General features: G+C 62.7%; 8 protein-coding genes. 3 read left to right on the top strand and 5 right to left on the bottom strand.

From position 1 onward, the window contains the following. Window positions 1–110: 110 nt before the first annotated feature. The 4 genes from NG696_RS00290 to NG696_RS00275 form a co-directional block, all read right to left on the bottom strand. Window positions 111–1,784: a (2,3-dihydroxybenzoyl)adenylate synthase gene (locus tag NG696_RS00290; protein WP_252573496.1), complete on the bottom strand. Its 1,674-nt coding sequence runs from the start codon at window positions 1,782–1,784 to the stop codon at window positions 111–113. Beyond that, window positions 1,781–3,817 carry an acetate--CoA ligase family protein gene (locus NG696_RS00285; RefSeq protein WP_252573495.1) on the bottom strand — a complete coding sequence of 679 codons (2,037 nt, stop codon included), beginning with the start codon at window positions 3,815–3,817 and terminating at the stop codon, window positions 1,781–1,783. Before NG696_RS00285 ends, NG696_RS00290 begins: the two co-directional genes overlap by 4 nt. Continuing rightward, window positions 3,810–5,384 (bottom strand): FAD-dependent monooxygenase, encoded by a 1,575-nt coding sequence (locus NG696_RS00280; RefSeq protein WP_252573494.1) that lies wholly within the window; start codon window positions 5,382–5,384, stop codon window positions 3,810–3,812. The genes NG696_RS00285 and NG696_RS00280 overlap by 8 nt, the downstream gene beginning before the upstream one ends. Window positions 5,385–5,505: 121 nt before the next feature. Continuing rightward, window positions 5,506–6,339: a PaaX family transcriptional regulator gene (locus tag NG696_RS00275; RefSeq protein WP_252573493.1), complete on the bottom strand. Its 834-nt coding sequence runs from the start codon at window positions 6,337–6,339 to the stop codon at window positions 5,506–5,508. 167 nt (window positions 6,340–6,506) lie between these two features. Between NG696_RS00275 and NG696_RS00270 the strand changes: the two genes are divergently transcribed. Genes NG696_RS00270 through NG696_RS00260 form a run of 3 tightly spaced genes read left to right on the top strand, consistent with a single transcriptional unit; the run spans window position 6,507 to window position 10,516 of the window. Next, complete coding sequence (locus tag NG696_RS00270; RefSeq protein ID WP_252573492.1) at window positions 6,507–7,865, top strand: MFS transporter; 1,359 nt, start codon at window positions 6,507–6,509, stop codon at window positions 7,863–7,865. 60 nt (window positions 7,866–7,925) lie between these two features. Further along, on the top strand, window positions 7,926–9,377 hold the full coding sequence (locus NG696_RS00265; RefSeq protein WP_252573491.1) for an aldehyde dehydrogenase: 1,452 nt from the start codon (window positions 7,926–7,928) through the stop codon (window positions 9,375–9,377). 32 nt (window positions 9,378–9,409) lie between these two features. Then, a complete protein-coding gene (locus tag NG696_RS00260) occupies window positions 9,410–10,516 on the top strand; it encodes an NAD(P)-dependent alcohol dehydrogenase (RefSeq protein ID WP_252573490.1) in 1,107 nt (368 codons plus the stop codon). A gap of 117 nt (window positions 10,517–10,633) precedes the next feature. Here NG696_RS00260 and NG696_RS00255 read toward each other — a convergent pair. Further along, a partial coding sequence (locus NG696_RS00255; protein ID WP_252573489.1) for an NADPH-dependent F420 reductase occupies window positions 10,634–11,201 on the bottom strand: 568 nt, incomplete at its 5' end.

Raw genomic sequence — 11,201 nt, 5'->3', positions numbered from 1 at the left:
CGAAATCCCGGTACAACTCCGCAAGCTGCGCAGCCTCCTCCGGCGACGGCTCCGGAACAACCTGGCCGGCGGCAACAGAAGCATGCGTAAGATTCTCGGTCATGACAGTCCTACTTTCCGTGGGAGCCGGCAGCCGCCAGGCGTTCGGCGATGTCGGCGCGGAGGTCCTTTTTGTTGATTTTTCCCACTTTGGTGGTGGGTAGTTCGTCTACGACGACGAGATGTTCAGGGATTTTGAAGGCTGCCACGCCGGTGCGGCGCAGCAGGTCCTGGATCTGTTCGAGGGTGACTTCGGTCCCGGGTTTGACCGTGATGTAGAGGCAGAGCCGTTCCCCGAGGACCTGGTCCGGCATCGCGATCGCAGCCGCCATGGTGACGTCTTCGATCCGGTAGACCAGGCTTTCGATCTCTTCGGCGGAGATCTTTTCGCCGCCTCTGTTGATCATGTCCTTGTCGCGGCCTTGAACAATGAGGTTTCCGTCGGGCCGGCGCTCCACGATGTCGCCGCTGGCGTACCAACCGTCGGGTGTGAAGGCACGCGCGTTAGCCTCGGGTGCGCGGTAGTAGCCGCGGGGTGTGTACGGCCCGCGGGTCAGGATGGAACCGGCCACACCATCAGGAAGGTCATTGCCGGCCTCATCAACGATCCGGACCTCGTCGGCTTCGGACACTGGACGTCCCTGCGTTGTGCAGATGACGTCTTCGGGATCGTCCAGTTGTGTGGTGTTGATGAGCCCCTCCGCCATGCCGAAGACCTGCTGCAGGGTGGCGCCCAGCACGGGTTTCACTTTCCGCGCGATCTCGTCGGGCAGACGCGAACCGCCCACCTGGATGACTTCCAGGCTCGCCAGTTGAGAGCCGCCGGCTTCTTCCTGATGCTCAATCCATCGCTGGGCGACTGCGGGAACGGCCGTCGAAAGAGTTACCTTTTCACGCTCGATGGCAGCGAAAGCCTTGCGTGGTTCAGGGCTCGGCAGCATCACCACCTTGCCGCCGGCGAAGAGGATTCCCAGGATGCCCGGGCAGGCCAAGGGGAAGTTGTGGCTTGCCGGGAGGGTACCAAGGTAGACGGTGTCCTCGGTGACACCTGTGGGCACTGACGTTGCCTTGATGTTGTAGGCGTAGTCATTGTGGGTTCTGGTGATGAGCTTCGGCAGGCCTGTGGTGCCTCCCGAAAGAAGAAACAGAGCAGGGGAATCCGGTGACGGAGCGGAGGCGTCCAGCCGGGCCCGCGCTCCCGCCTGGTCCTTGCCGGGAGCGAGGACTTCCTCAAGCCGCATATTGAGGGGATGGGCTGCGCCGGAAACGAGGATGATCTCCAAAGACGGAATTGTGGAGGCCAGCTCCTCAGCCAGCGCCTGGTGGTCAAAGTCCTTGATGACATCCGGGACGGCGATGGCCTGGGACTCAGAGAGTTCCGTCAGGAAGGACAGTTCGTATTGCCGGTGTGCCGGCAGCGCCATGACCGGGATGATGCCGGCGCGGAAGCATGCCAGGGTCAGCAGCGCGAACTGCCAGCCGTTGGGCAGCTGGACCATGATGCGGTCGTCCGCTTTCAGCCCCATCTGCAGGAGCCGTTCGGCTCCGGCATCCATTCTGTTGGCAAGTTCGGCGTATGTGAGCCGCACGGCTCCGTCGACGATTGCGACCTTCTCGGGCAACCGGTCGGCTGTTTCGAGGATGTAGCTGCCCAGGGCGCGGTCCTCCCAGTAGCCTTTGGCGCGGAACTCCGCGGCCAGGTCGGCTGGCCAGGGGGTGGTGCCCTCGCTGGTGTGGCTTGTCATTTCATGTCCTCCTCGACATTGATAACTACGGCATCGAGCGCCACGAGTCCGTCGTGGGTCAGGCGCAGCGGATTGATTTCGATCTCAGCGATGGCGTCATTGGCGACGAGCGCATCGCCGAGTTTGACCAAAAGGCCGGCCAGCTCCGTTGTATCCAGCATTGGCCCGGAGCGGAAGCCATACAAGAGGTCGCGGGCCTGCAGATCGTTGGGCATGCCCTCTGCTGCTTGCTCCGAGAGGGGAGCGGAACGGATGGCGATATCGGCGAAGACCTCGGCGGCGGTGCCTCCCAAACCAAGAACCACGATCGGTCCGAACACGGGGTCACGGCGAACACCGACTACCAGGTCCACCCCGGATGGGGCCATGGCTTCAATCAGGAACTCGCGGGCCCCGGCGGCCTCAAGGCCGTCCAGCGCGCGATCCATGGCCTCGGCGGAGTTGACCCCGAGGTGCACGCCGCCGATCTCGGTCTTATGCAGGACGGCGGCATCGAGCAGCTTTACGGCGACAGGTGTCGCGAGTTCAGCCAGCGCCTCATGGGCAGCAGCACGGGTGCTGCAGCGGCGCCGAGCGGGCGTGGCGATGCCAAGGGCGCCGAGGAGCTCCTTGGCACGGTTCTCATCCCACGGTCCGTCCAGGTCCGGCCACGTGAAGTGACGCTGAGCTGACACGGCGCGGACGAACTGTCCCCGGGAGTCGTTCACGAGGGCGGTGAGGCCATGGGCCAGCGATGTTGGTCCCGAAATCAACGGCAGCTCATGTTGTTGCGCGGACTTCCGTGCCCGTTCGAGGTCCCCTTCGGGACCGTCCACACCGATCACGAAGGGCATCGTGCCGGCCACACCGGAATTGGCGACGGCGAGTGGCAGGTCCGCAACGGGTTCGGTCAGCCCGTAAACGGCGACGACGTCAATGGCCGGGTCGTTGGCCACGGCCGCAACGATTTTCTCGTATCCGGGTCCCGGCCGGCCCGTGTCAACGGGGTTGGCCTGAAAGGTCAAAGGCGGCAGCAGCGTGCCGATGATGTCCTGGCTGTGCTGCGCCAAACGCGGCAGGGTCACGCCCGCGCTGTGGAGGGCATCGGCGATCAGCAGGCCGGGTCCTGCCTGTCCGGTGATGAGCCCGACTCCTGGGTCTGCAGCCGGCGCTAGCCGGCGCCCCGCCAGCGCGGTGACGGCGGCAACCAGCTGGTTCTCGTCGTCGACAATCACTGCGCCTGCCTGCTTGAGGACAGCACGTGTGGTGCGCCAGGACGTGGCCAGCGCTCCGGTGTGGGACTGGGCAAACTCGGAGACATCGTTGCGGCCAACCACCAGAGCGACAACAGGTTTGACCGCACTGAGGCGCGAGACGGCGTCGATGAGGGCAGGTCCGTCTGACACCGTTTCCAAGTGGAGCGCTACAGCCTTTGTTTGTTCGTCAGTGATCAGGTAGTCGAGGACGTCGGGTGCCGTGATGTCCGCGCCTGCGCCGATGCCGACGGCGAGGCTGACTCCGGCGCCGGAGCGCTGGAGGTGGAATGCCAGGACGTGGTTCACACCGCCGCTGGCCGCGACGACTGCCACCGAACCCGGTTCCAGTTCGGCGACGCCGGGCACGAAGCTGGCGCGCAGGTTGCGGTGGGGAACGAAGAAGCCGGACGTGTTCGGGCCGAGCAGCCGGATGCCGGTGTCACGGACAGCAGCTTCCACCTGGTGTGCGAATTCGACGCCGGGACCGCCAGCTTCAGCGAAACCGCCGGCGCAAACCAATGCGGCCCTGGCACCGTTGGCAGCGCTGTCACGCAGCGCTTGGGCAGTGGCGGCGGCCGGAACACAGAGGACTGCCAGGTCGGGGCCGCCGGGGATGGCGGCTGCGGCGGCAGCGATGCTGGTGTACATGCCGTTTTCGCCGCGGCTGTTCACGAGTTCCACGGGACGCGGGTAGTTAGAGAGTGATTGCGCCATGACTGCGCCGAGCTTCTCGGGGCTGGAGGAGACGCCAACGACGATGATGCCGCTCGGGGCGAACAGGGGAGTCAGGCTATGCATCGGTGGCCTCCATGTTTGCGGTGGCAACGGCGTCAGCTCGGCCGGAGAGCACCAGTGTCAGGTTCGATGCCGGTCCGCGGTCATCGACGATGACAGTTGTCAGGCCGCGTCCAAGCCGGGCTTCCTCCGAAAGGAGGATGCGGGTGAATGGATTGCCGCCTTGGATGACAACGGCGGCAGCCTGGGCTGGCAATTGTGCAAAGGCAGTGGCCAAGTCCTCTTCAGTATCTGGTGCGGTCAGAAGCAGTCCTGTGGTGGCGTCGGCCGCTTCCGGCGTGGTGACCAGGGCGATACTGCCCCCGGTGCCGGTCAGGACAATCTGGCCATCCTGCTGGGTCAGAGAGAGCAGGCGCCCGCCAAACCGGACCGATCCGGCGTCGAACGGTGTTTCCAGCGGTGTGTGAGCGTGCCGCGTCAGCCAGTCCTGTTCCGTGGACGCAACCAGGTCCGGGTCACGCTGGCGGATCTTGTCGATGTCAATGCTGCGGGAGAAGAAGTGGAAGGTGAACTGTGTGGGGTCGAAAGAGTCGTAGTACCGGGCAAAGTGTTCCCACCAGCTCAGCCCACCGCGTGCCTGGTTCTGGATTTTGGCAACCTGCGGCTGGCGCTCGGCTTCGTAGTTGGTGAAGGCCGTTTCGAGGTCGTCTTGGTGTGCTGCCACTTCCCGGACGAGGGTGATGGCGTCTTCCATGGCCATTTTAGTGCCCGATCCAACGGAGAAGTGGGCCGTGTGGACGGCGTCGCCGAGCAGGACGACGTTGCCCTTATGCCAGGAGCGAGTACGGCGGGTGCGGAAATTCGCCCACCGGGAGCTGTTCGCCACCAGCGGCTCACCGGCAATGTCCTCGGCGAAAAGCTTTTCGAGGAACCTCTGCGTTTTCAAATCCGACGGTCCCGGGGGCTGGCTGACATCGAACTCGTCCAGCCCGGCCTTTCGCCACGTCTCCTCGTCCGTTTCCACGATGAAGGTGCTCAGGTCCTCGCTGATCGGGTAGCCGTGGACAGCGAAATTGCCGAATTCGCTCTGCCGATGGACAAAAGTGAGTCCATTGAACTTGTAGGTGGTACCGAACCAGATGAACTTGGCTGTGGCGGTCTCGGCTGTGTGGCCCAGGCCTTCGCCGAGTTGTTCGCGGGTCGATGAGTTGGCGCCGTCTGCGCCGACGATCAGGTCAAAGTCTGCGAGCTGGGAGAGGTCCGGAACGTATTGTCCAAACCGCATGTCCACACCGACTTCCGATGCACGGTCCTGCATGAGCTGAAGGAGGGTCTTGCGGTAAATGGCGGCCATACCGTTGCCGGCGAAGGACTTCTGTTCGCCTTTGAGCCAAACTTCGATGTCGTCCCAGTGCGTGCCGTGGTCCCGGAGTCCGTCTCGGGCAACAGGATCGGCATCATTGATCCGATTCAGTGTTGCCTCGGAGAAGACCACGCCGAAGCCGAAGGCGTCCGTGGCCTGGTTTCGTTCAAAGAGTACGACGTCGGCGTCGGGAACGGTCTGTTTGAACAGGGTCGAGAAGAACAGTCCGCCGGGACCGCCGCCAATGCAGGCTACGCGAAGTGCCATCGATGCCACCTTCTAGTGTTTGGAAAATCGGTGAGAAAGGTCTCACTGCAAGTATGTAACTAATCTACGCTGAACGTCAACTATTTGTTACATGTTGCTCGATGGCCGGCCGGGGTCGTGTCTACGACGCTACCTCCTGGCCCTGCCCCACGGACTGGCCGATGATGCTGGAGATGAATTCCGTGGCTGCGGGCCCGAGCTGGCGGTGCACGGCACCGAACAGGGTGTAGGCCTCACTGCTGGGCCAGCTATCCGGCTGCAGTTCGCGGGGCAGGTAAGGATCACGGAACGGGAAGCGGCGGAAGTCGCCGATGATATGCATCCGTTCGATGAGGGCCGTCCGACCGTCTTTGTCCGCATTTACAGCCTCGTTATCCAGAGCGGCGTAGTTGTGGATGAAGTGCCGGTAGTCGGCGCCCAGCTGATCCAAATCCCAGCAGCGGGCGGCGAGCCCCCTGTCCTCCTGCAGGTCGCCGGTTCCGCACCAAAGCGCATCCACCTTGGCCAGCGGATTCTCGGCGGCGATTTCGCGGACCTCGGAGATGAGGTCGTGTGGGCTCAGCCAGGTCGATGGCGACAGCTGGCCAAACCCGTGCCACGCGAGTTGCTTTCGGAGCTGTTCACGGACGGCACGTTCGGCTTCTGGGACTTGGTAGATGGCCATGGTCCAGCGCCCCTGCCAGGACTCGTCTCGGCGTCGGAAGATCCGCTCTCGCCCCTCGTTGAGGATCTCAAGCATGTGGGGAGTCAGTGAGTAGACCGTTTCCCGCCCGATGCGCCGCGTAGTGAACCACCCCTCTTTGCGTAGGCGGGAAAGGTTGACGCGGACTGTGGCTGCTTCGATGTCAAAGACCGCTAGGAGTTCCGTGATGTCGGCAAGCCGAACCTCGCTCCCGGCATATCGAAGGTAGTCGCCGAACAGGTCCAGGATCAGGGCTCTTGGTTTCCACTGCATAAGACTCCTCTAAGTGTCAGCTGGGTGAGTCATGCATCCCTAAACGTGCAACACGTCTATTGACGAACGACATTTTCATGTTACATTTGATTGTGGGTCAGATCACAGACGGTCGCCCACCTCTCTCTGGAACATCACAACGTTGTGTATATCACCTGGAGCCCCTAATGACGTTCCCCCAATCATCATCGTCGGCCCGCCCGCGCAAATCGCCCGCCGTCGTCATCTTTTTATGTTTCCTTGCCATCGTCTTCGACGGCTATGACCTGGTTGTCTATGGCGCCATTGTTCCCAAGCTCCTGGCATACGAGCCCTGGGGCCTGACCCCGGTGGAGACGGGCGCCATCGGCAGCTACGCGCTGGCAGGCATGTTCATTGGCGCCATTCTTATCGGATACCTCACCGACATCGTCGGCCGCCGGAAGGTCATGATGGTTTCCATTGCGGCCTTCTCGTTTCTGATGCTCTTGACGGCCTGGGCGCCGACTCCGGAACTCTTCGGATTATTCCGTTTCCTGGCAGGCCTCGGCCTGGGCGGTGTCATCCCGACGGCCATCGCATTGACCGTGGAGTTCTCAAAGTCGAACCGACGCAACTTCAACAACGCCCTGATGTTCTCCGGTTACGCAGTCGGAGGCATTCTCGCCGCACTCCTGGCCCTGGCGTTCCTGCCCTCGCTGGGATTTCAGGGGATGCTCGCCTTGGGCGGCATTCCCCTCGTCGCCGTCGTGCCTTTGCTCTTCAAGTTCCTTCCCGAATCCCCGGCCTTCCTCGCAGCGAAAGGTGACCGGGCCAAAGCGGAACGCATCGTCTCCGAATATGGGCTGGACCTGCTGCCGCCGGCACGCGTTGACGGTGACGCCCCCGAAGCCGGGCGTTTCCGCACGCTCCTGACGGGACGGCTGCTAGGCGCAATGATCCTGTTCTGCCTGGCCGGTGTTTGCGGCCAAACGCTCGTATACGGGCTGAACACCTGGCTGCCGCAACTCATGATCATCGCCAAGTACTCCCTGGCTTCTTCGCTGACATTCCTCCTCACCGTCAACATTGGGGCCGTCGTAGGTGTGCTGGTGTCCTCCCGCCTAGCGGACCGCTTTGGCCCCCGCCGGGTCACGGCAGTCGCTTTTGCCAGCTCGGGAATCGCGCTTGTCCTGATGGGAACAGGCATCATGCCTCTCGTGGCCATGTACGCCCTGGTTGCAGTGGTCGGCTTCGGGTCAGTGGGAGCGCAGATCCTGATCAACGGCTTCGTTGCCACGTACTTCTCCGGAGCAACCCGAGCCACCGCCCTCGGAATCACGCTGGGCGTGGGCCGAATTGGCGCCGTCTTGGCCATTTCGGGCGGCGGGGTCCTTGTGGCCGCTGCACTCGGCAACTTCATCAACTTCTCCGTGTGGGCCATCGCCGCCGGCATTGGCGTAGTAGCCGTTCTGACCGTACCGGGCCTACCCGACGCGGCAACGCGGGGAACTACTACTGGCGTGACCCCCGCGACTGATACGACCAGCAACAATACCCATCACTAAGAACCAAATAGCCCGACCACACCGATGCCGGCCGGACCGGCATCAACTAAGGAGACCCCCTTGCAAACGCAACTCATCATTGATAACCAGGCTCGTGCCGGCCGCGAAGGCAAGACTTTTGAGCGGCGGCACCCGTTGACGGGCGCCCTCGTGACCGAAAGTGCAGCAGCCGGCGTGGACGACGCCCTCGATGCGGTGGAGTCCGCGGCCAAGGCTTTCACGACCTGGTCAACCACAGGGCCTACCGAACGACGCGCCGTGATGCTGAAGGCCGCGGACATCATGGAGCGACGCGGCCCGGAGTTCATCGAAACGATGATGGCGGAAGTTGGTGCGGCGCAGCTCTGGGCCGGATTCAATGTGTTCCTCACGGCGCAGCTGTTCCGTGAAGCCGCTGGACTTGCCACACAGATTCAGGGTGAGACCCTTCCGACGGACAAGCCGGGCACACTCTCGATGACTGTCCGGCAGCCCGCCGGCGTGGTCCTCAGCATGGCACCCTGGAACGGGGCCGGCGTGCTCGCAGCCAGGGCCCTTGCCTATCCCATCGTTTGTGGCAACACGGTGGTGTTCCGCGCTTCGGAAACCAGCCCACGGACCCACGCAATCATTGCGGAGGTCTTGCACGAGGCCGGCGTACCCGCCGGTGTCCTGAACTTCCTGACAAGCACCGCTGAGGACTCTGACCGGGTGGTCGAAGCGATCATCGCGCATCCGGCGGTTCGCCGAATCAACTTCACCGGATCCACAGCAGTGGGACGCATCATTGCCGAGAAGGCTGCCCGCTACCTCAAGCCCGTACTGCTGGAGCTCGGCGGCAAGGCTCCCTTTGTCGTCCTCGATGACGCGGATATCGATGGCGCCGTCAATGCGGCTGTCTTCGGATCATTCCTCTACCAGGGCCAGATCTGCATGTCCACCGAACGGTTCGTAGTTGATGAGAGTGTTGCCGACGAGTTTGTTTCCAAGTTCGCGGCCCGCGCAGCGCAGTTGAGCGCCGGAGACCCCGTTACGGACGAGGCCTGCATCGTCGGACCGATGATCCGCGAAGAGTCTGGCGAGCGGATCAACGGACTCATCGATGACGCGCTGGCCAAGGGTGCTGAGCTTGTGGTCGGTGACCGTGCCGACGGTGCTTCGATGCCTGCCACCATCATCGACAAGGTAAGCCCGGAAATGTCTATCTACGACCAGGAAACGTTCGGACCCATCACCACGGTGGTCCGCGTCTCTGGCATCGAAGAGGCGGTCCAGGTGGCAAATGACACGGAGTACGGGCTTGCCGCCGCCGTTTTTGGGGCGGACAGCACCCGGGCTTTGCAGGTTGCCATGCGAATTCAGGCCGGACACGTGCATGTCAACGGGGCAACCGTACAGAACGAGGCCCAGGCTCCGTACGGCGGCATGAAGAACAGTGGCTTCGGCCGGTTCGATGGCCGGGCAGTCATCAACGAGTTCACGGAACTTAAGTGGATCACTGTGGAGCAGTCCGATCAGCAGTACCCGTTCTGAATCAACAGCCGACGTATCCGAACAGGAAAGACATGACTATGCAGGTAACCGCAGCAGTGGCCCGTGAGCCGCGGCAGCCACTCACGATTGAAAAACTTGAGCTGGACGATCTCCGTCCGAATGAGGTGCTCGTAAGGATGGTGGCCTCTGGCGTGTGCCACACGGACGCCATCGTCCGAGACCAGGTCTATCCGACACCCTTGCCCGCCGTCCTTGGACACGAAGGTGCCGGAATTGTGGAGCAGATAGGGTCTTCCGTCACAACGGTGCAGCCGGGCGACCATGTACTGCTCGCGGCCGCATATTGCGGAAAATGCGACCGCTGCCGATCCGGCGAGATGGCGTACTGCGAGAACCTCTTCGCGGCAGACTTCGGCGGCAGGAGGCCTGACGGAAGCACGGCATTGAGCAAGGACGGCGAAGTGATTTCCTCCCACTTCTTCGGCCAGTCATCGTTTGCCACATACGCCAACGTCGTCGAGGAAAGCGTCGTTCGGGTCGGTTCCGAGGTCCCGCTCGAGGTTGTTGCACCCTTGGGTTGCGGCATCCAGACCGGAGCCGGTGCGGTGCTCAACGAACTTAAGCCCGCGTTGAACAGTACGCTCGTGGTCATCGGCACCGGAGCCGTAGGATCCGGGGCCATCATGGCCGGCGGGGTGGCAGGGTGCGGGCGCATCATTGCAGTGGACATCCACACCTCCCGGCTGGATCTCGCGAAGGAACTCGGAGCGACGGACGTCATCAACACGCAGGAAGCGGATCTTACGGACGAGATCCTTCGTCTGACGGATGGCCGCGGCGCCGATTACGTGATCGACACAACGGCCCGTCCGGAACTGCTCCGCAAAGCTGCCGATGCTCTCGCGCTCCGTGGAACCTTGGCCTTGGTAGGCGCCGCAAAACCCGGGACAGAGGTGTCCTTCGAGATCGGCCTCTCCCTGGTTAAGGGCTGGACGTTCAAGACCGTGATCCAAGGCAGCTCAGTGCCCCAAGTATTCATTCCCAAGCTCATCGAGTTGTGGAAGGAAGGCCGTTTCCCCATGGACAAGCTGATGCGCAACTACGCCTTGAGTGAGATCAACCAGGGCTTCGAGGACTCCGCCAATGGAACGGTCGTCAAGCCTGTCATTGTCTTCTAGCAGTCTGGTAGTCACCTGACGGCGAGGATTCGTGAACCTCACGCAGGAAGAGGACGACGGCGGGTGCGTACCCGCCGTCGTCCTCTTCCTGTGTCCGGGGGCTGTCGCCCGGTTGAACTACTTGGTGACCAAGAGGCCAGTGTCCCAGTTGAAATCGGCGAACTCGGGGTTTGCCTGCATGGTCATGAGCACGAACTGGAAGCCCTCGAGTTCCCTTGCGCGTTTGAGTGGACCGACGACGAGCGGGCGCATGCCGCCGCCGCTGACGAGGTTGCTGACGGCCGCGTTGGCACCCGCATTGTCTCCGGCGATGAAGACATCCAGTGGCTGTCCACCTGACTCGCCGGCAACCAGGGTGCCCGCAAAGGTCGTGTTGAAGGCCTTCACGACGTTCGAACCTGCCGGCGTGAGTTGGGCGATTTCTTCGGCGGCTGAGTTGCCGGGTTCCACAACGAGGGAATCGAAGGTATCGAAGTTCACGGGGTTGGTGATGTCCACGATGGTCTTGCCGGCCAAAGCTTCGCCATAGGCGCTGACGACCGACTTGGCGGCGTCGAAGGGCACGGCCAACACCACGATGTCACCCTGGGGGGTGTCCCTATGTTTTTTGTCAAGCGTTGGGACGGGTTTTCCTTCGAGATGGTGGCGGATCGTTTTTGGGCAGGAGCCAACGGCCGGCGGGGTT

The sequence above is a fragment of the Pseudarthrobacter cellobiosi genome (assembly GCF_023913755.1).
Lineage (GTDB): Bacteria > Actinomycetota > Actinomycetes > Actinomycetales > Micrococcaceae > Arthrobacter > Arthrobacter cellobiosi.
Note: the sequence above shows the minus strand (reverse complement) of the source record. Positions and strands in the feature narration are given on the sequence as shown.

What these genes read in the sequence shown, in the direction of transcription:
- NG696_RS00290 (WP_252573496.1), bottom strand. Translation starts at nt 1,784, where the DNA reads ATGACAAGCCACACCAGCGAGGGCACCACCCCCTGGCCAGCCGACCTG.
- NG696_RS00285 (WP_252573495.1), bottom strand. Translation starts at nt 3,817, where the DNA reads ATGCATAGCCTGACTCCCCTGTTCGCCCCGAGCGGCATCATCGTCGTT.
- NG696_RS00280 (WP_252573494.1), bottom strand. Translation starts at nt 5,384, where the DNA reads ATGGCACTTCGCGTAGCCTGCATTGGCGGCGGTCCCGGCGGACTGTTC.
- NG696_RS00275 (WP_252573493.1), bottom strand. Translation starts at nt 6,339, where the DNA reads ATGCAGTGGAAACCAAGAGCCCTGATCCTGGACCTGTTCGGCGACTAC.
- NG696_RS00270 (WP_252573492.1), top strand. Translation starts at nt 6,507, where the DNA reads ATGACGTTCCCCCAATCATCATCGTCGGCCCGCCCGCGCAAATCGCCC.
- NG696_RS00260 (WP_252573490.1), top strand. Translation starts at nt 9,410, where the DNA reads ATGACTATGCAGGTAACCGCAGCAGTGGCCCGTGAGCCGCGGCAGCCA.